General features: G+C 57.2%; 14 protein-coding genes and 1 pseudogene. 12 read left to right on the top strand and 3 right to left on the bottom strand.

From position 1 onward, the window contains the following. Positions 1 to 249: 249 nt before the first annotated feature. The gene (gene miaA, locus EC9_RS13630) at positions 250 to 1,221 is read right to left on the bottom strand and encodes a tRNA (adenosine(37)-N6)-dimethylallyltransferase MiaA (RefSeq protein ID WP_145346038.1); all 972 of its coding nucleotides are present in this window, start codon (positions 1,219 to 1,221) and stop codon (positions 250 to 252) included. A gap of 289 nt (positions 1,222 to 1,510) precedes the next feature. Between miaA and EC9_RS13625 the strand changes: the two genes are divergently transcribed. The 5 genes from EC9_RS13625 (at position 1,511) to EC9_RS13605 (ending at position 8,309) form a co-directional block, all read left to right on the top strand. Next, a complete protein-coding gene (locus EC9_RS13625; protein ID WP_145346036.1) occupies positions 1,511 to 1,864 on the top strand; it encodes a phosphoribosyl-ATP diphosphatase in 354 nt (117 codons plus the stop codon). Positions 1,865 to 2,037: 173 nt separating this feature from the next. Then, positions 2,038 to 2,898, top strand: a complete 861-nt coding sequence (gene hisG / locus EC9_RS13620; RefSeq protein ID WP_145346034.1) for an ATP phosphoribosyltransferase — start codon at positions 2,038 to 2,040, stop codon at positions 2,896 to 2,898. 180 nt (positions 2,899 to 3,078) lie between these two features. Further along, positions 3,079 to 4,455 carry an argininosuccinate lyase gene (gene argH / locus EC9_RS13615; RefSeq protein ID WP_145346032.1) on the top strand — a complete coding sequence of 459 codons (1,377 nt, stop codon included), beginning with the start codon at positions 3,079 to 3,081 and terminating at the stop codon, positions 4,453 to 4,455. Positions 4,456 to 4,659: 204 nt separating this feature from the next. Beyond that, positions 4,660 to 7,164 carry a hypothetical protein gene (locus tag EC9_RS13610; RefSeq protein WP_145346031.1) on the top strand — a complete coding sequence of 835 codons (2,505 nt, stop codon included), beginning with the start codon at positions 4,660 to 4,662 and terminating at the stop codon, positions 7,162 to 7,164. 134 nt (positions 7,165 to 7,298) lie between these two features. Next, entirely contained in the window at positions 7,299 to 8,309 is a 1,011-nt protein-coding gene (locus EC9_RS13605; protein ID WP_246106139.1) for a sigma-54 interaction domain-containing protein, read from the top strand. A 97-nt stretch (positions 8,310 to 8,406) separates the two neighbouring features. Here EC9_RS13605 and EC9_RS13600 read toward each other — a convergent pair whose 3' ends face one another. After that, positions 8,407 to 10,581, bottom strand: coding sequence for an alpha-amylase/4-alpha-glucanotransferase domain-containing protein (locus EC9_RS13600; RefSeq protein WP_145346027.1), 2,175 nt, complete (start codon positions 10,579 to 10,581; stop codon positions 8,407 to 8,409). 328 nt (positions 10,582 to 10,909) lie between these two features. Here EC9_RS13600 and EC9_RS13595 point away from each other — a divergent pair, with 328 nt between their 5' ends. From EC9_RS13595 to EC9_RS13570, 6 genes and pseudogenes are all read left to right on the top strand, one after another. Further along, positions 10,910 to 11,980: an NAD-dependent epimerase/dehydratase family protein gene (locus tag EC9_RS13595; protein WP_246105665.1), complete on the top strand. Its 1,071-nt coding sequence runs from the start codon at positions 10,910 to 10,912 to the stop codon at positions 11,978 to 11,980. 125 nt (positions 11,981 to 12,105) lie between these two features. Next, a pseudogene (locus tag EC9_RS27300) lies at positions 12,106 to 12,675 on the top strand (glycosyltransferase family 39 protein); the annotation flags it as partial. An 883-nt stretch (positions 12,676 to 13,558) separates the two neighbouring features. After that, complete coding sequence (locus tag EC9_RS13585) at positions 13,559 to 14,365, top strand: glycosyltransferase family 2 protein (RefSeq protein WP_246105664.1); 807 nt, start codon at positions 13,559 to 13,561, stop codon at positions 14,363 to 14,365. A gap of 130 nt (positions 14,366 to 14,495) precedes the next feature. Then, on the top strand, positions 14,496 to 15,341 hold the full coding sequence (locus EC9_RS13580) for a tetratricopeptide repeat protein (protein WP_145346021.1): 846 nt from the start codon (positions 14,496 to 14,498) through the stop codon (positions 15,339 to 15,341). A gap of 171 nt (positions 15,342 to 15,512) precedes the next feature. Continuing rightward, complete coding sequence (locus EC9_RS13575; RefSeq protein WP_145346019.1) at positions 15,513 to 16,058, top strand: hypothetical protein; 546 nt, start codon at positions 15,513 to 15,515, stop codon at positions 16,056 to 16,058. A gap of 321 nt (positions 16,059 to 16,379) precedes the next feature. Next, the gene (locus EC9_RS13570) at positions 16,380 to 17,873 is read left to right on the top strand and encodes a hypothetical protein (RefSeq protein WP_145346017.1); all 1,494 of its coding nucleotides are present in this window, start codon (positions 16,380 to 16,382) and stop codon (positions 17,871 to 17,873) included. Positions 17,874 to 18,295: 422 nt separating this feature from the next. On the opposite strand, the gene EC9_RS13565 is transcribed toward EC9_RS13570, so the two are convergent. Beyond that, positions 18,296 to 23,041, bottom strand: a complete 4,746-nt coding sequence (locus EC9_RS13565; RefSeq protein ID WP_145346015.1) for a PVC-type heme-binding CxxCH protein — start codon at positions 23,039 to 23,041, stop codon at positions 18,296 to 18,298. A gap of 380 nt (positions 23,042 to 23,421) precedes the next feature. Between EC9_RS13565 and EC9_RS13560 the strand changes: the two genes are divergently transcribed. Next, positions 23,422 to 25,365, top strand: coding sequence for a DUF1549 and DUF1553 domain-containing protein (locus tag EC9_RS13560; RefSeq protein ID WP_145346013.1), 1,944 nt, complete (start codon positions 23,422 to 23,424; stop codon positions 25,363 to 25,365). The last annotated feature ends 298 nt before the right edge of the window (positions 25,366 to 25,663 follow it).

The following is a 25,663-nucleotide window of genomic DNA, read 5'->3' as shown; positions in this document are numbered from 1 at the left end:
TCAAAGCTTCGCCATTCGAACCATAGCTTTATTTTTGGCTAGAGGCTTTGCGAAATCGTGACGAAGTCGTCCGTCCCAAGGCATGATGAGGGGCTGAAGTTCCGGTTGCGACAGGCACAACGTCGCGCACCCATCGATCAAATGGGGGACCGCGGCGCGCAGCGCCACAAGCCGTTGGACGACCGGCGATCAGAATGGAGCAAGTGGCTCGTTTGCCAGTCTCGTTTGCCGCGGCGAACCGGCCGGAAATTAAGAGGAGGGCTTCGGGCGGGTTTTCGATTTTTCCAAGATCTCCGCGGCGATCTCGTCGAAGGGCCGTTGTTCGTTCAGCTCGATGAACTCGACCTCCGACATCGACCGCAGCCAGGTTTCCTGTCGGCGGGCCAATTGCCGCGTGTGCGCTTTGACTTGTTCGATCGTTTCGCGAAGATCGGTTTTCCCATCCAATAGATCGAAGACCTCTTTGTAGCCAACGGCTTGCATCGCGGTGCGGCTGATCGACGGGAAATCGCGACGGATCGCCGTGACTTCGTCGACCAGACCGTCGGCAAACATTTGGTCGACACGGGTATCGATCCGTTGATGCAACACATTGCGTGGCCAATGCAACGCGTAGACGTTGGCTTGGTCGGCCGAATGCGCCGCTTCGAATTGCACTTGCCGATGGCTGATCGGTTGCCCGGTCAATTTGGCGACTTCCAACGCGCGGATCATCCGCCGGGTATCGTTGGGATGCAATTGATGCGCCGACAGCGGATCGACCTGTTCCAAGCGTTTCCGTAGCGCGTCGACACCATGTTCGTGCAATTCGGCTTCGATCGATTTGCGGAACTCCCAGTCGGCGGGCGGGCCGGCATCAAAACCGCGCAGGCAGGCTTTGAGATAAAGCGGGGTCCCGCCGACAAACAATGGCAGCTTGCCGCGCGCGGCGATTTTGTCGACCGCGGCGTGAGCTGCCTCGAGGTACTGAGCTGCGCTAAACTCGGCATCTGGATCGACTTGGTCCAACAGATGGTGGGGTGTCTGCTGTTGTTGAGCGGCCGATGGTTTGGCGGTCCCCAAATCCATCCGACGGTAGACGGTCATCGAATCGAGCGAGAGGATCTCGAGGTCCATTTGCTGGGCCAGCGAGTCCGCCACTGTCGATTTTCCAGATGCGGTTGGCCCGGTCAGAAACCAGGCGCGTTGGGTCAGTGCGGGGAAGGTGGTCGGTACGCCCATCGGTGGGGTGGTTCGGTTCCATTAAGATTGTGACAAAATATCGCGTCAGCGAATGCGGCCTTGATCGTAAACCGTGCAGCGGCGAGCGACCAGACGGTTCAAAGATCAAAGCCTGCATTTGCGGGGCGGTTCGCGGATCGGAAAACCGCCGGGGGGCTGGTTGGCAGCGTCATGCCCCCTGCCAAAAAACGCCCGAATGGTCGATATTGCTACCTTCGTATCGATTGCTCGCTTATCACCGTGGGCATTCCCCGATCGCCTCCCTCGATACCCGCTGGCAAACCTAAAGATGAGCGAAGCACTGACGATTTTGAGCCGTTTGATGGAAACGATCCAGGATCGGGCCCAAAAACGGCCCGAGGGTTCATATACGACCAAGTTAATCGAGGGTGGAGCAGCGCGGATCGGCAAGAAAGTGATCGAAGAGGCGGCGGAAGTCGTTGAAGCGGCAGCCGAAAGCGGCGAAGAAGGCAAACAGCATTTCACCTACGAAGTCGGCGACTTGCTTTATCATGTGATGGTCATGATGGCCTGGCGGGGCGTGACGTTGGACGATGTCGCGGCCGAATTGGGCCGTCGCGAGGGGATCGGCGGGCTAGTCGAAAAGGCTCAGCGAACGCAGACCAACGACGAGACAACGTAATTAACGGCTCTTGCCGGAAACCGATTAACGGTTCCGCGGAACTCTTGAATTAGAGTGGGACCGACGAACCACTAACTTTATCGCTGCTGTTCGTTTCCCGTTGGCCAACAACGCGGGACCGAATGGACAAAGCGAACCCCCATTTTTTAAGCGACTAGCGACGAGAACGATCCATGGGCACTAACAACAATCTGCGAATCGGGATCCCCAGCAAAGGGCGACTGAGCGATCTGGCGGGCGATCTTTTGAAACAAGCGGGGCTGCGTTTCCGCCGCCAAAACCGCAGCCTGTTCGCGCGGGTCAGCGATCTGCCGGTCGACCTGATCTTTCTGCGAACCGACGATATCCCAACGTTGTGCGCCGAAGGGGCGATCGACATGGGAATCACCGGCAGCGATTTGGTCGACGAAGCGGGGGCGGATGTCTCGGTGCGGATGCCGTTGGGCGTCGGTCGCTGCCGATTGGCGATCTGTGTCCCCGAGGACTCGCCCGCCGAAAGCGGCAAAGATCTCGCCGGGGCGCGCATCGCAACCAGTTTCCCGACGATCTCCGCCAACCACTTGGCAAAGGTTGGCGTCACGCCACATTTGGTCAATCTGTCGGGATCGGTCGAGGTGATGATCTCGCTGGGGATTGCCGATGCGATCGTCGACTTGGTCGAAACCGGCAGCACCCTGGCGGCCAACAAGCTGCGGATTCTCGAAGAGATCGACACCTACGAAACCGTCTTGATTCAGAACGGCAAGTGCCGCGACAGCGTGACGGCGGAACGGATTGTTCGTCGATTGGAAGGGGTTGTCATCGCACGCGATTTCTCGTTGCTGGAATACAATATTCCTCGCTCGGCGCTCGCAGCGGCGGAGAAAATTGCCCCCGGTTTCAATTCGCCGACGATCAACCCCTTGGAAGATCAAGAGTGGTGCGCCGTTCGGGTGATGGTCAAACGCAGCGAAGTGATCGATGCGATGGAACAGCTCGAATCGTTGGGCGCATCGGCGATCATGGAAACCGAAATCACCAATTGCCGGCTGTAACCGATTCGGTGTACACCGTGGCTCACGAACCATAAACCAGCCCGTTTGCAACGGGTTGGAAATCTCGCGCGCTCCCGTTGGCAACCCCTTGCCATCCGGGGGGGCAACAAGCGATCGCAAGCATTGAAGTTTGCGATTTTGCTTGCCTACCCAATGAATATGTTTTAGGAGAATTTCATTTTGGCTAGCCCTTCACGAAGCGGCGTTTTCGATGCGGCGTCGGACTCTCGTTTGGAACAATTTTGCGAAAGTATCAGCTTCGACCGCCGGTTGTACGAAGTCGACATCGAAGGTTCTTCGGCGCACGCAGAGATGCTTGCCATCCAAGGTTTGATCTCGGGCAAAGAATGCGATCAGATCCTCGAAGCTTTGGCGGCGATCCGTGGCGAACTGGATGACAACACGCTGCCGATGCGAACGGAATTGGAAGACGTTCACATGCACGTCGAACAAGCGTTGATCGACCGCTTGGGCGATGTTGGTCGCAAGCTGCACACGGCGCGCAGCCGCAACGATCAAGTTTCGACCGACTTCCGGTTGTGGATTCGCGGCCAATTGGATTTGGTCGACGAATTGCTGGCCGATTTGCAACGCGCCTTCTTGGGACGCTGCGAAGCCGATTTTGATGTGATCATGCCGGCGTACACGCACCTGCAACGAGCCCAGCCGGTTTTGGCGAGCCATTACTGGTTGGCGTACATCGAAAAACTGGCACGCGATCGGCAACGAATCGCCGATTGTCGCAGCCGCGTGAACATCTGCAGCCTGGGAGTCGCAGCCGTCGCCGGGACGTCGATGGATATCGATCGCAAGTTGACAGCCGAAAAATTGGGCTTCGACGATGTCACCCGCAACAGCTTGGACACCTCCAGCGATCGCGACTTTGTCGTCGAAGCGGCGTTTGTGCTGACGATGGTCGCGCAACACTTGAGCGGTTGGTCGGAGGAATGGATCTTGTGGAGCACCGAGGAGTTTGGGTTCCTGAAGATTCCGCACGCCTTCTGCACCGGCAGCAGCATCATGCCGCAGAAGGTCAATCCCGATGTGCTGGAATTAACCCGTGGCAAGACCGCGCGCGTCGTCGGCAATCTGCAGACGCTGTTGGTTTTGATCAAAGGCTTGCCGTTGGCGTACAACCGCGACCTGCAAGAGGACAAACCGCCGTTGTTCGATTCGTTCGACACCGTGATCGCGTGTCTGCAGTTGGCGATTCCGATCGTCTCGGGCAGCACGTTGCAGCGCGATCGGATCGCATCGCGACTTGAGCATGGGTATTTGGACGCCACGACGCTGATGGAATACCTGATGAAGAAGGGCTTGCCACAGCGGACCGCTCATCACTTGGTCGGTTCGTTGGTGGGCGAGGCGATGAAACGCAAGATCCCGCTCTCCGAAATGCCGTTGGATGTGATGCAAGAAGCAGGCGTCTCGGTCGACAATTCCATCTTCGATGTGCTTGGAACCGCCAATGCGGTGCGAGCCTATGTTAGCTTTGGATCGTCGGCGCCCGAACAAGTCCGCCAGCAGATGGCGTACTGGGGCGCGCTGCTTTCCTAGCGGCGGTTGGATCCGATCGGGCAGCCCCTAAACTGGCTTGCCGTGTTCTCTCACTCGTACTCCATTTGGGAGTGCGAGTCGTCCGGTGGCAACGAACGGGCCGATTATTTCGCCACGTTGGGTGGGGGCAAAAAAGAGAGCAAGAATCTGCGAAAAAAGAGACTAGAATACAGGCATATCTTTCCACCCAAGGTCTGCCTTGTCATGAAGCCTCATTGTCTTATCGTCGCGATCGCCTGGATAGCCGCTGCTCCGCTGGCGGTTCGCGCCCAAGATCCCTTCGCTGCGCCAGCGGGCGGAGCCGATCCGTTTGGCGGTGCCGCGGCGATGCCCGCCGGGAACGCTCCGTTTGGTGAGCCCGCAGCGCCAGCGGCCGGTCAGGCTGCGACCGAGGTCGAAGCGTTGCCCGATCCGTTGGTCCTCGAACTGCAGCGTTATTCACGCGGGAACAATGAGAAATTGGCGTTGGCGATTCGTAGCGCCGTCCAAATCGCCGACTGGGATCAGGTCGCTGCGTTTCTAGACCTGTTGTCCGCCAAGAAGCTTTCGGATGCGGAATCGGCAACGATCGCGAGCACGATTCGATCGAACTATCTGCTGAGAATTCAACAGTATCCGGAGTTGAGCGATGCCCAACGCGACGCGATTGGCAAAGTGATCGCCGGGGCGCAGAAATATGCCGAAGATCGGCAGCGGATTCGCCGCGAGATTGCTCGCTTGGACAGCGCCAGCGAAGGGGAGCGTTTGGACGCGATCGCCAATCTGCGTAACGGCGGTTTGGCGTCGGTGGCGGAACTTGCCGCAGCCTATGTCGCCGATAAACCTGTCGCTTCGCGGACGCAATTGCTCGACATGTTGCGCCGCTTTGAAGACCAGGGGGGCGTCGCGATGCGTCAATTTGCTTTGCACGGGAAACCGTCGACGCGAGCTCGCGCGGTGCAGGCTTTGCTTGATTTGGATCTCGCCGGATCGATGCCCGATTTTGTGGCGGCCTATCATGCGACCGAGGCCAGCGGGGAAGAGCGCGATGTAGCCCGCAAGGCCTTCGCCGCCGCTGGACTGCGCGGCATACCGAGCGTGGAGGAAGCGGAGATCTATCTTGGCAGCCGAGTCGATCGGGCAGCGGATTGGGCCAGTCGAGCAGCAAACGACGGCGCGGTGCAACGCGTTTGGAAATTGGAGGACGACCAACAGACGTTGCAATGGTTGGAAGTTCCACGACGCTTGGCGTTGGCCAGCGCAGCGGCTGACGCAGCGACGCGATACCGCCGCGTGCAGGGATCGGCGGCGGAAACTCGCATCACGGGAGAGATTGCCGATCTGACGTATCGCATCATGCAAAACGCCGACTTTGGTTCGGCGGACGACTTTGCCGCTCGGTATGGCGAATCGGGGCCGGACGAAGCGCAAATGACTCTGTTGCAACGTGCTCTTGCAGCGGCAATCGAGCGTCGCAATGAGTACGCGTCGATCGCAGCGATCCGGTTGCTGAAGCAGACTGCAGCGAAGGGCTTGCTGCTCTCAAACGGGGCGACGCCGACTGGGTTGGTCGAAGCGGCGATGCATTCGACGCCGCGAGTTCGCTACGAAGCGGCGATTGCGGCTTCGGAGATCGATTATCGCCAAGGCTATTCGGGCAGCAGCGAACTGTTGCATCGCTGGTTGGAGATGTCGGCGTTGCAGCGACGTCCGACCGCGCTGATCTTGGAGGCGCGGCGACATTTAACCCGCGATAAACTCAGCTGGCTCGAATCGCTTGGCTACGACGTGGAGATTGTTTCATCGGTCGCAAGTTTGTTGCGACGGATCGATGCTGGCGGTGACATTCAGTTGGTGGTCTGCAGCAGCCAGCCGTACGATCGGCCTATCATCGAGACGGTCGATCTGATCCGAAGGCGTCCGTTGGGAGGTGAGGTGCCGATCTTGATCTACTGCCAACTGGGCAAAACGCTCTGGGACGAGGACCTTCGCGAACCAATTTTGGATCGTTCGAAAAAAATTATTGTCGATGTTGCCGGCTCTGAATCGGCGCTCGCTGCGGCGGAGGAACCGAACGAAACGGGGCTCCCTCGCGTCCGTCGAACCGAGATTCGTCTGGACACATCGCGTGGGGAACGGTTTCGCCAAATACGAGCTAAGCATGCGGTTCGGGAGGAGCGAAACCGAGTTGCCCAAAATCTGGGCACTCGCTGGCCCGCTCCAGTAGCAGTAGTGGAGGATATTACCTCGCCGCAGGGATTAGCTCTGATGATTCGCGACTTGACACAAAGTTTACCAATGCCCGCGTTGACCGCAGAGGAACGGCGGCGGTACACCGACGCGGCGATGGTGTCGCTGGCCAAAGTCGCCAGCCCCGACGAACCCCATAATCCGTACGATTTTCGCTCGCATGAGCAAGAACTTACCAGCGCAATCCAGGCAGGGGGCTTCAGTACGGCGGGATTGTCGTTATTGTCAACGCTGGGAACGCCGAGTTCGCAGCTGACGCTGGCGAATCTGGTCGATTCAGTGGCCCTACCTTTGAAGATCCGCCAATCGGCTGCTGAGGCATTCAGGTTGTCGGTCGAAAGGTTTGGCACTCGCATCGATCGGCAATCGGTCGCCCGCCAGTACGAACGCTACAACGCAGCGGCCGACGATTCGGACCGCGCTGCATTAGGAGTCATTTTGGATGCGATGGAACAGCGAGCCAATGCAACATCTCGCTGAGCTTCGCTGTTAACCGATTTCCACTCTAGGCCCACCTGCTGCCCAGGTTGGCACAAAGAATGTCATCTTTTGGAATCTCACTCAGCGGGGAAGATGGATCGCCGCTGCCCGAGCTGATCGGTACATCGCCTGCGATGCAGGAGGTGTATCGGATCACGCGCCGTGTTGCGCAAAGCAAGGCTTCGGTTTTGTTGCTGGGCGAGACTGGGACCGGCAAGGAATTGATCGCTACGGCGATCCATCGCTTGAGCCGACGAGCCAACGGCCCATTTGTCCGCGTCAACTGTGGGGCGCTCAGCGAAAGCCTGTTGGAGAGCGAGCTGTTCGGACACGTTCGCGGATCGTTTACCGGTGCGGTCAACAATCGGACCGGGCGTTTCGAAGCGGCTCACAGCGGCACGATCTTCCTGGACGAGATCAACAGCACGACGCTCGAACTGCAAGTCAAGCTGTTGCGGGTGCTGCAGGAACGCGAATTCGAACGCGTCGGTGATACGCAAACGATCTCGGTCGATACACGCGTGATCGCGGCCAGTAACCGCGAATTGGCCAACGAAGTCAGCGAAGAGCGTTTTCGCGAGGATCTCTACTGGCGGCTGAATGTCGTACCTATCGAGATCCCGCCGCTCCGCGATCGACGCGAAGACATCCCCGCGCTGGTCGCTCACTTCCTGAACATCTACAGCGAAGCAAACGATCGTTATGTGACACACATTCAGCCCGAATCGATCGAAGCGATGCAGAGCTACCATTGGCCCGGAAACGTTCGCGAGTTGCAGAACTACGTCGAGCGCGCCGTCGTGATGGCCGAAGGGGATGAATTGACGGTGGAACTGTTGCCTGCGGAGATTACCGGGCTACGCAACGGCGGACCGCGACGGACATCGTTTGGGCCGGCCGATCTCGATTCGATGACCGTTGATGTCGTCGAACAGGGGCTCAGCGAATTGGCCGACGACAAGACGAACCTGCATTCGAAGATCGTCGATCGCGTCGAACGCGAACTGATCAACCAAGTGCTACAGGCCTGCGGCGGCGTCCAAAAACAAGCGGCTGCCCAATTGGGAATCAATCGCAATACGCTGCACAAGAAGATCAAAGACTATCAACTGACCAAAGACGACGATAGCGATAACAACAGCTGATCGCTGTCGTCTGTCGGATAGTTCGTTGCCGTTGGCATCGGTTCACCGCGGCGCGATCTGCCCCGCGATGCGGCACCTGTTGCATGCCTGGGGTGGTTCAGACAACAACCGCTTGGTCGACATCGTGTTGCTGCGAACTGGACTTGGCATTTCGGTCGCGGATCGACAACCGCATCGTCACGGCCCACCGTCCGTCGTTTTCGCAGTTGATGATCCAGTGAGGCATCACGCAGACGCTTTGATGCACCAACTCAAAGCCCCCTTCGCTTTGGCTGACCGATTCGACGGGGAAGGCCCACAATCCACTGGGGCGATCGATCGAAAGTCCGACATCGACTCCCAGCCATTCGTCGGTCAACTGGATTCCGGAGGCGGAATGCAGGTCGAGTCGCTTTCCCAATTGTCCCAGGCGTTCACCTTGCAGATCGCTGAAATAGCGGTCGTCGGCTCCCGATGGCAGGCCGGCGAAATTGAGTTCGATGGCAAAGTGCAAGGGACGGTCTAGTGGCAGGTCTTCCAACAGGTAAGCGATCTCCAATTCATCGCTTCCGCCGGCCAGCGTGACAGCTTTAGTGATCGACAGCGGAATTCCCCAGGCGTTGCCGTCGCGACGCATTTGAACCTGGATTCGATTGGCCGCGCGGCGGAGTTTCGCTTCGTATGGCAGGTCGACGAAGTCGCCACGTTCGATCGCATCCCCTTTGCTGACCGCGTCGATCGTTGCGTCTTCGTCTAGAAAGTGATCCATCAGCGACTTCCGCGGATAGCGGTCGTACTGCAGCATCTGGTCCAAACCCTCCTGCTTGAAGATCACCCGATCATGGATGCTGGCGACCGCGTCGCCATCGACGCTGGGACCGGCCAGGACCTTGCGGTGATACGATTCGGGCTGACGTTGCATCGTTGCCAACAGATTGTGGGCTGTCGATCGCATGTCCAATTCGTACATCCGCCCGCCGCGGGCTGGCGCCATCCAAGCGACCATCTTGTCGCTGGACAGCCGCACCTCTTGGTCGCCATCAAAATCGTAATCTTCGACGGTTGCTTCGACCCACGCCGCAGATCCGTAACGCTGCTGATTCAAGATGTTGTCGGCGGTGAGCAAATGGTGGTAGACCGCGTTGCGGAGATGCGGGAGGTAGATCCCGCCAAACGCACCATGCCAGTACGAGCAATTGCATTGGCCACGGTAGAGATGGTCTTGAGCCGATCGCCACGCGTCGACGTCGATTTCTCCCTCCGTGTCGGCCAATCGTCGGCTGACCGAAAGCATTCGTGAATACATCTCGTTCGCTTCGGGATACTTCACCTTGAAGTTCCGCCAGAAACCGCCGCGAACAAAGGGTTGAATCGCTTGCCAACGCTCGTGATCGTTCTGCAATGCATGTGTTGCGTCTTCGAATTGCACCTGTTGCGCCACGGGCAGCGACCATTCGGTCATCTCGCGGTAACTGCAATCGGGCAGGTAGATCTTGCCTTTCGACGGCGTGCTATCGATAGCTTGCGCCAGCGTATTGGTCGCCAACCAATCGCGATTGTCGGTCAACGCTTCGAAGAAACGCTGCAGCCAGCCGTCGCCGTAGACGTGCTGTTGCGTGTCGGGCCATGTGCCAAATTTTTCGCCGTCGTCGCCGAAGACGAAGACGCTGCCGGGCTGATGTTGCGAGACGCCGCGGATGTAATCGATCGTCTGGTCGACGGGGGCAAACGGGATCAGATAGCGAAGTTGTTCGCTGCCGGGGAAGACCCGCAACAAACGGCCATCCTCTTCGGTGACAAAATATCCGGTCAATTGTTCCTTGGGGAGTCCGGCGGCGTGGAAGTGGAAATCATCCAGCACGGTGTAGCCGATTCCCGCATCGGCGAGGTCGCTGGCAAAGTGCGATTCCCAAACGCGCTCGGGAGTCCACATGCCGGCAACTTTTGTCCCCAGGTGCTCGTGGATCCATTGCGAGTAGGCGCGGATCTGTCCAATCCGGTCTCGACTGGGCAGCATCGAGAGGATCGGTTCGTATAACGGTCCGCCGATGATTTCGACACGCCCCTGTTGGACGAGTGTCCGCACGCGGTCGAGATACTCCGGATGTCGTTCGGCCAACCACAGCATCAACGGACCGCTGGTGTGCAGCGAGATCCTCAGTTGGTCGAACGGTTCGAAGACCTCGAGGAACGGGAGATAGCTGTCTTGGTAGGCTTGCTCGAAAACACCGTCGAAGTTTCCGATCGGTTGATGGTTGTGAAGGACCAAGCAGAGTTGAGCGGTGGGCGTCATTGGATTCTTACTAACGTTAGAAGTTGAGTGTCGCAGACGTTCCAAGGAATTCGTTATGACAGCTATGCCAAGTTTGTCGAGCGCCTTATCTCTTCGCTTATCGGCAAAGACGACCCGATCCGACAATCTTTCTACTGGCGATTGGACTGTAACCACGAGCGATCGGTGGAATTCACGCCGTGCTGCCTATTCGCCTCTGTTCACTTTTGCCAAAACATAAGAACTAGGCCTGGTGGCGGAATGCGGCCTCTCGCCGAATGCTGGGCAAAACTTTATATTGTCGGTCGAGAAAATGGCAATGCATGCGTCGCGACGGTGTGGGGTTGGGTTGAATTTTACAGTGCTGATCACTGGCGTTTGTGGTTTTGTGGGGGCGTCGGTCGCCCGAACGCTACTGGATATCGAGCCTTCGCTCCAAATCAAGGGGATCGATAACCTTGCGCGAACAGGCAGCGCGCTGAATTGGCAGCCTTTGCAATCGCGTGGCGTCCGGCTATTTCATGGAGACCTACGCGTCGCGAGCGATCTTGCCGCGGTCGGGCCTTGCGACTGGGTGATCGATGCGGCAGCGTTACCTTCGGTCGTTGCCGGTGTCGATGGCCGCAACAGTGGTCGCCAAGTCGTCGAAACCAACCTGATGGGCACGCTAAATTTGCTGGAGCATTGTGCGAGCCATCGCAGCGGGCTGATCCTGCTGAGCACGAGCCGAGTCTATTCGATCGCGGAACTGAAACGCTTGCCATTGGAAATCGACGATAACGCGTTTCACCTGGAACCGAACGTCTCCATCGCTGGGGCGTCCACTGAGGGGATTTCGGAAGCGTTTTCGACGCAGGCACCCATCTCTTTGTACGGCGCCACAAAGCTAGCCTCCGAAACGATGGCTTTGGAATACGGATTGGCCTATCGATTCCCCGTTTGGATCAACCGCTGCGGCGTGCTTGCCGGCGCCGGTCAATTCGGACGAATCGATCAAGGGATTTTTGCATTTTGGATCAACTCGCACCTCCGGCGCAAACCGCTGAAGTACATCGGCTTTGGCGGCCAGGGAACGCAGGTCCGCGACTGCCTTCATCCCCAAGACCTCGCTCGATTGCTTTATCTGCAAATGACCGAAGGTGTGAGGCCGGATCGCTCTCCCGTGATGAATGTCGGTGGCGGAATCGAATCCGCGATCTCGCTTCGCCAGCTAACGCAGTGGTGCGATGATCGATTTGGCCCTCACACGATCGAGGCATCCGACGAGACTCGCCCCTTTGATCTCCCCTGGATCGTGTTGGATTCGAGTCGCGCTAAGGACCAATGGGATTGGCAGCCTCAAGTCTCCGTTTCGCAAATCCTTGATGAAATCGCCGCGCATGCGACCGCCAACTCAAACTGGTTGGAGAGTTCGACTTGAATTCGCTTCGCAACACGTTCGACAAGATCTCCGTCGGATCGGCGAACCAATCGGCTTGCGCGCGACGCCTCTGGTTGATCCCGGTATTATTATTTGTCGCACTCCGCCTGCCTGCGTTGATCCATATGCCCGGTGGACACGATGAACATTGGTTTGCCGCTCCCGGGTATACGGTTTGGCAGGAAGGGATTCCGCGGCTCCCCTATCTTCCAACACGGAACCGCGACACGTTTTTTGAGAATGCCGATCGCTGCCTGTTCACGCTGCCACCGGCATTGTTTTATGTGCAGGCTCCGTTCTTCGCAATCTTTCCCGCGGGGTATCCCACCGCGAGAATTCCGTTGTTTCTCGCCGCTTTGGCAACGATTGCCTTGACGTTTGGTTTGTGCAAGCGATTGGGCACCTCGGATGCCGCTGCATTGTTGGCAGCAACGTTGATGGCGATCGGTCGACCGTTGATGTTTACCGGCTTGGTGGTCCGCCCCGATTTGCTGTGCGCCGTTTGTGGCTGGCTGTGCATCCTGATGTTGATTCGATTCTTCGCCGACGGACGGTTATCGAAACTCTCGATCAGCGGACTGTTCTGCGGCTTGGGCGCGCTGTTTCATCCGTTTGCGTTGGTCTTTGCCATCCAAGCGGGAGTCGCGATTGTGGCGGTGCGAGCGTCGATTTTGGAAAAGGCGAAGCGGGCGATTGTGTTCGGGCTATCGACCTGCGGTGTCCTGATGTTGTGGGCACCGTTGATCGCGATGTACCCCTACGAATTCAAGAGTCAGTTTTTTTCGAATGTCGTCGATCGCGCGGGGCCGGGGCTCGGCAGCCGAATGTTGTTCCCATGGGATTCGCTGCGACATCACGCCGTGTTGCTGTTTGAGTTCGCTGGTTTGTGGCAATGCTTGCTCTTGGCAACAGCGCTGATCGCCGGTTCCGTCGTGATCCTCTACACAAAACCACGTCGCTTTGCCATCGGGTATCTCGCCTTGTGTTGGTCGAGTGTTTATTTGACCGCTGTTGTTGCGGGGATCCATCCGACCAAAGGCTATTGGGTCTATCCCGCTTTTTGGATCATGGGAGCCTTGGCGATTGCTGTCGATTGGTTGGCGGGCAGATCGCCAGTTGGCAGCGATCCCCAGCAGGCAAGCGATCGCGAGGTCGCTGGATGCTCTCGGCGCAAGATCGTCTACTTGGGCAGTGCGCTGTTGATGCTGGGGCTCTCGCTTCCCGGCGCCGGCTTGAGGTCGTCGTATCTCTATTTACGATATTGGGGCGACCCGAAGTATCACGCGCAGACATTTATTGCCCAGGTCTTAGACGATCTGCCAATGGAGGGCGTATATATGGCGGATTTGTCATATGTCTTCGATGTGTATTTGAGTGGCCGTGAAACGCTGCTCTGCCAAGATCGGGAGCTGTTTTGGGGAGACCGAACAATCGACTATTCCGCGATCTTACTCGCATGGGAAGGACTCGATGAGAACTGGAGCGAACAATATGGCGCGGTGCTCGACAAATCGTATGGCACACGTGAAATCCCTCAAAGCTGCTTCTTAGAAGTTTACCGTCCTCGAGTGTTGCTAAATGATTGAGCCACGTCCGCAATTAACGCTTGTGCTGCCAGCGCACAACGAAGCGGCCAATATCGGGCCATGCATCGACGATTTGATGGAATGCCTTGTCGACCGGAACCAGATTCGAACCGAGCTGATCGTCGTCAACGACAACAGCCATGACGCGACGGAGGCGGAAGTGTTGCAACGGGCGGCGCGATGGCCGGGCGTGCGGTTGATTCGCCGCACACCTCCGGCAGGCTTTGGCCGCGCGGTGCGGACCGGATTGAACTATGCCCAGGGCGATGTGGTCATCATCTACATGGCAGACCGATCCGATCATCCCGGAGACGCATTGATGTACTACCAGACCATCCAGTCGGGATACGATTGCGCCTTCGGATCGCGTTTTATTGCCGGTGCCCGCGTCAACCGCTATCCACGCGTGAAACTTGTTGTCAACCGAATCGTAAACAATACGATCCGGTGGATGTTCTGGACCGATTTGAACGACCTGACCAACGCATTCAAAGCCTACCGACGCGACGTCATTGCGACCTGCGGTCCTTACAAATCGTGCCACTTCAATATCACGTTGGAGATGTCGTTGAGTGCGTTGATCGGCGGCTACCGCATCGCCGAAGTGCCGATTCGCTGGGAGGGACGCACGTGGGGCGCGACCAATTTGCGGATGCGACAGATGGGCCGGCGCTACCTTTGCACCCTGTTGATGCTGTTTTTTCAGCGTGTTCTGATGTCCGACGACGTTCGATCCGAACGGACTGGCGAAATCGCTAGCGGAGAAGAAGTCTTCCCCGTCAGCGCCACGCGCTACTGATCGATTGCTGGCGGCGTTTGCACGATCGACGCACATCAATGTTCTACAGCGTCGCGGCTCGACCCGACGCGGTCGTTTGACCAAGAGTGAGGCTGTGGTATTCGACGGCTTAAAATGTCAGAATGCTTACATGAATGAATCCAACTTGATTGAAACAACCGACGAAACGTTTGAACTGGATGTCTTGGAGCGGAGTCGGTCCGTCCCGGTGGTGGTCGATTTCTGGGCCGATTGGTGTCAGCCATGCCGAGCGCTTGCGCCGCTGTTAGAACAGATGGCTGAAGAGTTTGCCGGCCGCGTGATGGTTGCCAAAGCAAATACGGATCAATGCCAGCAGGCGGCCACGGAGTTTGGTGTCTCTGGAATCCCCGCGCTCTTCGGTGTCATCGACGGTGCGATCATCGATGGGTTGCAAGGGGCGGTCAGCGAGACTGTGTTGCGAATGTTCTTTCGCCGGATCGTTGCCGCCGACGAGTTCCAAGCTGCCAAGCGGATGGAGGATTCCGATCCCGCAGCCGCACTGAAGATCTACCAACAAATGCTCGACGACGATCCCGAGGACCTGCCGGCGAAGATCGGCGTTGGTCGCGCATCCCTTGCGTCGGGAGATGTCGCGGCGGCGACGAAAATATTGGAAGAACTGGAGTCACGCGGATTTCTCGACCCCGATGCCGAACAACTGAAGTCGCGGCTGACGTTGGCCGCTGAGGTTCCTGCGGGCGATCTTCAGGAACTGCAGCAACAATTGGTTGCCGACCCTGGCAATGTGTCTTTGAAGATCGAAGTCGCCCGCAAGCAGGCGGCGGCGGGCAATTTTCAAACCGCGTTGGATCTGGCTTTGGAAGTCGTCGAAAGCACCAAGGGGGACGAACGCGATCACGCTCGGCTGCTGATGATCGACATCTTCCGCTCGCTCCCCGACGATTCGCCGCTGACGGGCGAATACCGCCGAAAGCTTGCGTCCGCACTTTATTAGTCGATCGATCGCCCCGAATTCGCAGTGTGCGACACGGTGCGAGCGACTTGCAGCGGCGGATTCAAACGCGAGGAACTTGCCTGGTTGGATTGGCTTTTTGCTCCGCTGCGGGCTAAAATCTTGCGAAACGAAAATCAACCCTTCCCCACCGACCCTTCGGAGTCTTTCAAAATGCGACGTTTTGCTTTCCTCGGAATTTTTACCCTCAGTCAATTGTTGGTTAGTGCGAACAGCTACGCCGAGACTGTCGAAGCGTTTGGCGGCGCGATCAAAATGGAAACCCCTGCAGCTTGGAAGGCGGTTCAACCTCGTTCGCGAATCGTAGAGAGGGAATACTCGATCAGCAAAGAAGGTGTCGAGGCGCCGGCGCGGTTGACAATGATGGCTGCTGGTGGCGATATCACGGCCAATATCGATCGTTGGATCGGGCAGTTCACCGCTCCGGGGGGTGGATCGGCCAAGGCGACTTCCAAGATCGAAAAGCTGGACGTTGAAGGGAACGAAGTTCATTTGGTGGAACTGCAAGGCACGTTCAAAGAATCGATGGGGGGCGGCCCGTTTGCTCCTGGAAAGACAGTCAAACGCGAAGACTACGGAATGCTGGGGGCGATTGTCGTCAACGATGGTCGCAAGTATTTCATTAAACTGACAGGTCCAAAAGCGATCGTCGACGAAAACAAGGATGCCTTCAAGGCGATGCTCAAGGGCATTAAGTAGATATCGCGGGCTGGGTGGCAGACTTTGTTTGCTCGTACCCAACGCCGCTTGGGAACAAGAATCGCAATCGGGGGTCGGCAAAGCGACGATAGATTGCACGACCTCGATAAAACATCGCTCGGCGGGGGCATTTCGCCGAGCGATTTTCATAGGTACGCTGGAGCGGGGTTTAGCGATTGCGACGATTGGGTAGTTCTCGCTCCCTTGAAACCTTCCGATCCGCTGCCGCTTGGCTCGGCGAAATGGTGCAGCCCAAAGTATGCTTCACCAACTTGAAAATATCCTCGCGACCTGCGTCTCACGTCCGATATCGGCGAACCTATGAATATCCATTCCTTTCTTGAACATCACGGTATCAGCCGCAATCCCTTCGCTGAAGAGGATGCACAAACCGATCCGGTTTTCAAAGAGTTTTGCATTTCCAGCGCCTATCATCCTGTCTGGGATAAGGTCTATGGAGATCCATCGGAACCAAGCACGGCGATCGTGTTTGGAGCCAAGGGGGCTGGCAAGACCGCGATCGGATTGCAGATCGATAGGCATCTGGATCGCTACAATCGCCAGCACTTGAACAACCGCACATTTGTCATCCGCTACGACGACTTCAATCCCTTCTTGGACCATTTCCAGGAACGGTTGCCCCGGCGTTTGGCCAAGAAGCCTGAAAAGACCCTCGACGCCTGGCGGTTGTGGGATCATATCGATGCGATCTTGTGCCTTGGCGTCACGCGATTAGTCGACCGCGTGTTGGATCAGAACAACGCCAACGATTCGGTGGCAACCGAAGTCCGCGACGAAGACCTCCGAAAATTGGAACGCCATCAAGCCCGCGACCTGCTGCTGCTGGCCCTTGCCTACGATCAATCGACTGGCGAATCCTTCCCCGAGCGTTGGAATGGGCTGCGGAAGAAGTTGGGTTACCGCAATTGGGCTGTCCGCTGGGATTTCTGGCTGGCGATTGCCGCGTTGGTTGTCGCCGTGGTTCTGAGTGGTTGGTTGGCATATACCGACCGGCTCAGCCCAGCATTTTCGGCTGCGTTGTTTCTGTTGATCAGTTTCGCCGGTGCCGCGCACTACAAGTTGCGTTGGCTGCGGTGCTGGTGGATGGCCCGTGGGATTCGGAAACACATGCGTGTTGGTAAACGCGATACCCATGCACTGCACAAGACATTGCTGTCGATTCCTTTCAGCGAACTTGCCAGTCAACCGCTGCCGCGATTCGATCGCACCGATGACCGTTATGAATTGCTCAGTAAATTCCAGTCGCTGTTGGCTCGACTCGGATTCTCCGGCGTGATCGTGCTGATCGATCGTGTCGACGAACCGCATCTGATGGGCGGCAAGCCGGAATTGATGCGTCGCTTCGTCTGGCCGCTGTTGGACAACAAGCTGCTGAAGCATTCGGGCGTTGGGCTGAAGCTGCTGTTGCCGCAGGAATTACATCGCGACGTCGAACGCGAAACACGAGAGTTCCACGAACGGGCACGGCTGGATAAACAGAACCTGATCCCCAGCTTCCATTGGACCGGCGAAGCGCTCTACGACCTCGCACAGTCGCGCTTGATGGCGTGTGCGGCGGAGGGGCAATCGCCTGAACCACGCAATCTGTTCGACGACAATATCTCGTACGAACGGCTGTTAGCCGCGATGCAATCGTTGCGCGTCCCACGGCATCTGTTCCGCTTCCTCTATCGCGTGTTGGTTGAACACTGCAACAAATACACCGATTCGGATCCACACTACAAAATCGACGCCAACACCTTCGAAACGACGCTCGCGGTCTACATGAAAGACCTCGAGAGCACCGGCGGTTAAGAAGGAACGGCGATAACGGAATCCGCCCGTTGCGGAACTCGTCAAGAGTTTCGAATTCCGTGGATCTAACGTCTCCACGCCCCGGCTACCATCTGCAATCCCTGCGGGATTTGGTGCGCATCTATTCTATCCGCGAAGCCGCTCCAAAAGGTAGCCGGTGGTTTGAGCGCAGCGAATACCACCGGTAACCGATTCGCGATATCGAACGCCGCCCCCGACGGGGACGCATATCGAACTGCGCTCCCTGCGGGAGCGATTGCGCGCGTACGTCGTGTTCCGGAGGTTCGCCGCTGCGCGTCGACCTCCGGCTACCATCTTCGATCCCTTCGAGATCTGGCGTGCGCGTAGGAACCTAAATTCCGGAGGTGCGCCGCTGCGCGGCGACCTCCGGCAACCATCTTCGATCCCTGCGGGATGCGGCGCTATTTGCCGTAGATAACGCCTTGGAACAGGTGGAACGTTCCTTTGCCATCGAGGCCGATGCGGACGTATTTTGCTCGCGTGCCGGCGGGCAGATCGATCGAATACGTTCCGGCTGGTTTCTCCGCGGCCCAGACCTTTTGATAGTCCTTGCCGTCGGTGGAGGTCCAAACGGTCAAGCCTTCGGCTCGCTTGTGGAACTCACTCTCCAAGCGGTTCTTCAATTCGATGTGCCGAACCTCCGATTCCTCGGCCAACCGAATCGTCAGCGCTGGATTATCGGCATCGTGCTGCGAATGAAAACTGAAATCCCAGCTCGCTCGCTTCAAAGGATTGAGGAATAGGTGGACATCGTTGTTCCAATCGCGATTGCCAAACGCGTCGCCCAATTTAACTTCGGCATCGCGCGAGATCTCTTTAAACTCACCGTGAGTTCGCATCGGCGGCGGGTTCTTTTCGGTGCTGCGAATCCACCCATCGTCGCTCTTGGAAAATGCAACCGCTTTCTGATTTTGCAAGTAAGCGATCAGGTCGAGGAATTCGACAGGAGCGATCGTTTTCACTAAGCCCTCCGGCATCGAACTCGCCTTCATCGGCTTGCGGATGTCGATGTCATCCTTCAACACGTCGATCTGCTTGCCATTGGCGATTCCCAACGACAACGTCTCGTCGTCCTCGCTCAGGATGAAGCCGTTGTGCGTTGCACCGTCGATCGTCAGGACCATCACCGTTTCGTATCCCTTGGAGATCTCCTCGTTGGGCATGATGATCGAGCTGATGATCTGTTCTAGGTTGAACCGACGGCCGATGTCACTCAGATCGGGACCAAATTTCTTGCCGACATCGCCAACCATGTGACATGCCGAACAGACGCGTTTGAAGACCTCGACGCCACGGCCGGCATGGCCGCCTTTCAGCTTCGCCAGTTGGCGGATCGCGTTCTTGCGGTCCTTTTCCGAAGCGTCGACATCGTCGGCGACTTCCAACGGCAGAACCGCGGCGCCACCGGGACCGTTGAGTTTACGGAAGCGATCGAAATGCTTGGCAGCGGCTTCGGAGCTGTTTGCCAAAAAGCCTTCGTTCCCTTCACCCGACTTCCATGCAGGTTCCAACGCATGCAGCGTATGTTCCAGCGTGTAATCGAGCCAATAGTCCATCGGTTGGTCGACAGCCTTCAGTGCCAATTCGGTCGCTTCGACGCTGCCCAGGAAGCTCAACCCGCGGACGGCTTCCAAGCGAACACGCGGGTTCGGATCGGTAACGCCCTTGGCTAGATAGTCCTTCGCGTTCGGAATCCGCTCCATCTCGTTGGTGATCGTGTGGATCGCCGCGGCGCGAGCGCGATATTCATCGGTTGCTAGGATCTTGTCCAACAGATCGGTATCGACGTCGCGGAAGCTCTCTTGGATCCACATCGCTTCGCACAACTGTTTGGGATCGTCCACGCCATCGATCCACTTGTCGATCGCCGCGTAGACCTCTTCCTTCTCGTGATCGCGAATTTCGCGACGGACCCGATAGCGAGTTCGCAATTCATACGTCTTCAGTTGTTCCAGCAATTCGTCGATCGATTTGCCAGCTTGCGTGATCGGTTCCAACAGCGGTTTGTTCTCATAAACCAAACGGAAGATGCGGCCGTGTTGGTGATCGCGATTCGGGTCGCGCTGCGAATATTGCATGTGACCGATCAGTGCGTTGCACCAGTCGCCAAACCACAGCGCACCGTCGGGGCCAATCTTCGGATCGACAGGTCGGAAGACCATGTCGGTCGACGACAGAAGGTCTTCGACGCGTTCTCCTTCGAAACCGGCTCCGACCGCTTCGTCGCGAACGTTAAAGCGAGGCATGCCGTGCATGTTGATCACACAGGCATAGATGAACTGGCCTTGAACGTCGTCGGGGAATTGACGCGACCACAGGAATTCGTTGCCGACCGCGGGACGCATCCCTTGGTTGTCGAAGACCGGATTCATCGTCCGGCGCGTGTTGACTTCCAATCCGGAAAGTGGACTCACCCAGTGCTGTTTGGCGTTGGTACCGTCGCCGACGATCCCGTTGCCCCATTCGTCAAAGACGAGACACCATGGGTTGCCGTAACCAGGCGTGCGGTAGTGGCTGAACTTCAGCGAGTGCAGGTCGAAGATGTAGCCACCGCTGGTTCCCTTGTTGCGGAACGGACCCCATGGGGTTTCGAGCGTCGTCGACAGCGCGACGCCTTCGAGCATGTGCAACAAACCGCCGTGAGAGAACTCCCACGCGCCCATTGTATGGTGCGTGTCGTCGGTCGCGATGCCATCGATGATCGGCGTGACTTCGTCGGCACGGTCATCGCCATCGGTATCCTTCAGGAACAAAATCCGCGGTTCGTCGACGACCAACACGCCACCGTTCCAGAATTCGAAGCCGGTTGGGCAGATCAGTTTGTCGTAGAACGGCGTGCACTTATCCGCTTTGCCATCGCCATCGGTATCCTCGAAGATCAGCAAGCGATCGCTGGGCTTCGCCGAACCGGGCTGCCACTGGGGATAGTTGGCCATGCAGGAGACCCACAGTCGTCCGCGGCTATCGAAGGCGATCTGATTCGGGTTGGCCAGTTCGGGGAACTCGCGTTCGGAGGCGAACAGTTCGACCTTAAACCCTTCGGGAACCGTCATCATCTCGATCGATTCTTCGGGCGATGGGTATTTGATTTCCTCGGGTTCACGCATTTTGCGGAAGTTTTCGTCCCGAGTGCCGAACATCGTTTCGGGCGTATAGACTTCGCCGGTTTTCGAATCATCGGGCTGATCGGCAACCGGTCGCCCGGCGGCCAGGTCCCAGACGTATTGGTCGCGGACTGCAACGATGTTGCGGATCTTGCGATATTCGGTCGGGAAGGTTTCGGTATCCCAGGTGCGGCGTCCACCATAGACATACCAGCCGTTGAGCATCCGATAGTCTTGCAAGTGGTACCACGATTTGTCGTTCACCCATTTGCGAACCTCTTGGAACTTGCTGGCGTCGACGCCCAGCGGGTGCTCGCCGTCGAACAGGCTCGCGTCGAGCAATTCGCCCATCAAGCGATCGCCCTGTTCGTTCAGGTGCACGCCGTTGATCGTGAATTGATTGCCCGCAGTCTTGGCAAATTCTTCGCTCGTTTTGGTGTGCAGATCGACGAAGCGGTGTCCGTCGGCGGCAGCCATTTTGGCGATCGCAGCGGTATAAGCCGCCAGATTCTTGTTCTCTTCGACACCATCGGGCTGCAATGGATTTCCGGTCGCTTCGAAGCCAACCGGGCTGACCAATACAAACGTCGGTTGCTTGCCATCTTTGGCAAACTTCGTCTTCATCGTTTCGATGTAATTGCGGTAATCGGCGATGAAACGCTCGATCGCGGCAGGTTCGCGGCCTTGGAAAGACTCGTTGAATCCGAAAAAGCAGAGAAACATGTCGGGGGCAAAAACAACCAACGGGTCGTCGATCGTCGTGTAGCTGCCGGGACGTTGTTGATTGGCGACTTCATCGGCGGGCCAACCGAAGTTGCGGAAGATGAGTTCTTTTTCGGGGAATCGCGTTTGCAGCAGCGCCTCGAAATTGCCGTATTGGTTCATCCCTTCAGCCAGCGCGTTGCCGACCACGGCGATCCGTTGCCCCTTCTTCAGTGGGAGCGATCCGGCATTGTCAGCCGCGGCGGCGACGGGCTTGGTCGGACGGAAATCCCAAGCGGGACTGCCCTTGGGATCGGGCATCGCTGGCGATTTGCCGAGCGCAAAATCACTCGGTTGCAGGTCGGCGTTCTTCCAGTAATCCTTCTCGCGAATGAATCCGTAGAAACTGGGATAGAAAGGATCGACGTACGCCACGTCGGCTTGTTTAGGGACTTCGTTTCCGGTCAGGAAATACGCCGCGTTGACAAGCATCCGGCGGAGATCTTCATCGACCAGATCGACTGCTGCGCCGGCGGTGGTGCAGAACGATTTACCTTCGGTTCCATTAGGACCTTCGTAGGTGTGCAACCAGGCAAACGGTTGCATTGGATCGTTCTTCTCTCCCTCAACATTAGGCGATTTGGGATCGAGCGATTCGGTCACGGCGCCACGCATCAGAATTTGGTCGGCGTCGGTCAGGTGAATGACTCCATAGACATCGCTGGGAGCGAAGATCTCTTCGACCGAATTCAGGATTGGGTGATCGGCGGACGACGCTTCGGGCACGCCGCGGGCGCCTTGCGATTTGTGTTTGCCGTGGTGGCTAACCCACTGTTCGCCAAGGATCTTGCGTCCCCATTCGGCAAAGCTGATCTTGTCGCCGAAGCTCCCTTTGCCGTTGAAGGCATGCGTGGCGGTGCGGATGCCGATCACAGGCTTGCCGGCGTTCATGAACGCGGTCAGGTGGGCGGCTTCTTCCGGACGCGGCGCGCGAAAGCGGGTACCGATAATCATCAGGTCGGCGGTATCGAGTGCCGCCAGTCCGGTTAGGCCAGCAGAATTATTGGGATCGATGTAGCTGCCGTCGTCGGACAACGAGAAGACGACGGTGCACTTGAAGCCATGCTTTTGGCTCAAGATCTTCCCCAACATCGGCATCGATTCTTCGCTGCGATACTCCTCGTCCCCAGCGACCAAAACGATCTCGCCGACCTGTTTGCCGACGGCATCGAAGACCAATGTCGGTTCGTCACCGGAAACCCCCGAGCAGATGCTGGCAACCAGCAGTGCGGGTGCCATAAGCCATGGGAACCGAGGGCTCCATGCGGAGAGTGACTTCATATAGGTAACCTTTGTCGTTGTGGGGGGCTTTGGGGAGAAAGTCCGCCTAGTGTTCAATCTAGGGGTGGTTTGCGCGGCGGACGCGAATCCGAGTCATCTGCGCAGCAGGCGTGCGCAAATCGGAACCGTTTGGATTTTGATTATACATGCCTCCCTGAATGTTTGAAGCAACCGGGGGCTCAAACCTCCTCTTCGGGTGTCAAATATGCGGGCTGTAGGCGTTGCCAGCGTGTGGCATCGGGACAATTTTTTTTGTCGTTGGCCATCCCCTCTGTTGCCGCGCTATATACTGGGCCCCTGGGCTGTACGAAATGGATTGCGAAACACAGCGCTCTTCTCTCCTCCGGCAGCCTCTCCTCTGACGCCTGGTGAAACCCGATATGAATCGCACACGCTGCTGTTTCTCGTTACTCTCGGTTTTTCTGCTCGCCCTGTTGTTCGTGCAACCGGCGGTTTTGAACGCTCAAACTGCCAAACAGCGTGCCAAAGCACTCAACGCGGCTCGTAAGAAAGCTGCCGCGGAGAAAGCCAAACCGCCAAAGATCGTGTTGCCAATCGATAAGGCACCGCGTACCCAGGTGACTGTGGCTCCTGTCGATCCGGCGCGGAAGCATCGGATGAAAACCGTTGCTTTGCAAATCGATCAAATCGTTGTCGAACATCTACGTTCCAAAGGAGCCAGAGCGAATCCGCCGGTCTCCGACGAAGTCTTTCTGCGTCGGATCTATTTGGACATCACCGGCACGATTCCTACGCTGGAACAAGCCGAGGCGTTTTTGAAGTCAACGGCACCCGACAAACGGTCGGCGTTGATCGACGAACTGCTGAACTCACCCGGCTATGCCAGCCATCATTACAACTACTGGGCCGACGTCTTGCGGATCGTCGACAAGCCCGACGGCAATAACTATCTGCGTCCCTACGGGGAGTGGATCAAACAGTCTTTGCGAGACAACACGCACTGGAACGTGATGGTTCGGGAGATGTTAACCGCCGAGGGGAAGGTCTGGGAGAATCCGGCGGCAGGTTACAAGTTGCGCGACGATGGGATGCCGTTGGACAATCTGAACAACACCATTCGCATCTTCTTGGGAACGCGGATCGGATGCGCCCAGTGTCACGATCATCCGTTCGACCGCTGGACGCAGCGAGAGTTCTACGAATTGGCGGCCTTCGAAGGGGGAGTTCGCACGCGAAAATACGATCGCGAATTGACGATGGCTCAAAAACAGGCGACGCAAAGTTCGGATCGCCGATTGATTGGCCAAGTTAATCGGTTGGTGAATCTGAATCGCAAGGAGGTGATCGAGACGGAGGCGAAGTTGCGCTTCCCACACGATTACGCCTACGACGATGCGAAGCCGAAGCAGTTGGTCGAACCGAACGTTATCTTCGGATCGATGCCTCGCATGGACGGTAATTCGACGCGACGCGAGGCTTTCGCCGCGTGGTTGACCGCCAACGATAACCCGCGATTTGCGTTGACGATTGCGAATCGGATGTGGCAGCGCGTGATTGGCGTTGGCTTGATCGATCCTGTCGATGACATCACCGAAGACACTTTCCCATCGATTCCCAAGTTGATGGACCTGTTGGTGTCGGAGATGAAGCGACTCGATTACGACCTCAAAGAGTTTCTTCGCATGCTCTATAACACGCACATCTACCAACGCCAAGCGACGGCGGTCGACCCCGAGGATCCAACCGCTGAGTATTTGGTAACGGGCCCGGTGATGCGACGGATGTCGGCCGAACAGGTGTGGGATTCGATGCTGACGTTGACGTTGGAAGATCCCGATTCATTGATCCGACACAACGATGAAAGCTACTGCGACGCAATTGCATTGCCCCCCGCCGTCACCGCGGCTCAATTGGTTTCGACCTACCCCCGGATGATCGAATACAGCCGCGAGGAACGGGCGACCGATCGGATGATGGAATACAAGCGAATCGTGCTGCGTCGAGCGTCGGAGTTGCCGCAACCGGTTCCCGCCGATCATTTTTTGCGTCAGTTTGGACAGAGCGATCGAAACATCATCGGTAACAATTCGACAGAAGGAACGGTCCCTCAATTGTTGACGATGTTCAATGGTCCAGTGACGCACATGATGTTGGAACCGGGGTCGCTGTTGGTCGACAAGGTGACGAGCCGCGATTCGTTAAACGATCGGATCGAGACAATTTTTCTGAGTATCTTAAGCCGGTATCCGACCGAGGATCAGAGCCGCTTGGCCAAGCAGATCGTTGTCGAATACAAGATTCCCGGGTACGGCGATATCATCTGGTCGCTGCTGAACACGCGCGAGTTCGTTTTCATCCAATAGGCGGTGGTTGGCGTCTGCGTCAGGGATTATCCGCGTTTCCGAGGTGCGTGAAGCCAGCGTTTTTGCAGCTGGCCGCGGCGACGGTTTGCATCCATCGGAGTGGCTGATTTTGTCGTCGGGATAAGTTTTATGGTCCATCGCGGTCCGTCGATCGGTTAGCTCTTGATAAGCCAGACGTATCCAAACTCGATTCCGGTTTCGTTGTTTCTCTCATCCCAACACAGAAAGTCTGCTCATGTTGCTGCGTTCATTGATTGCGTCGCTTTGTGCCACGGTGTGCGTTTCGTTCAGCGGTTCG

Source organism: Rosistilla ulvae (assembly GCF_007741475.1).
Classification (GTDB): domain Bacteria; phylum Planctomycetota; class Planctomycetia; order Pirellulales; family Pirellulaceae; genus Rosistilla; species Rosistilla ulvae.
This window is presented reverse-complemented; position numbering and strand designations above follow the sequence as displayed.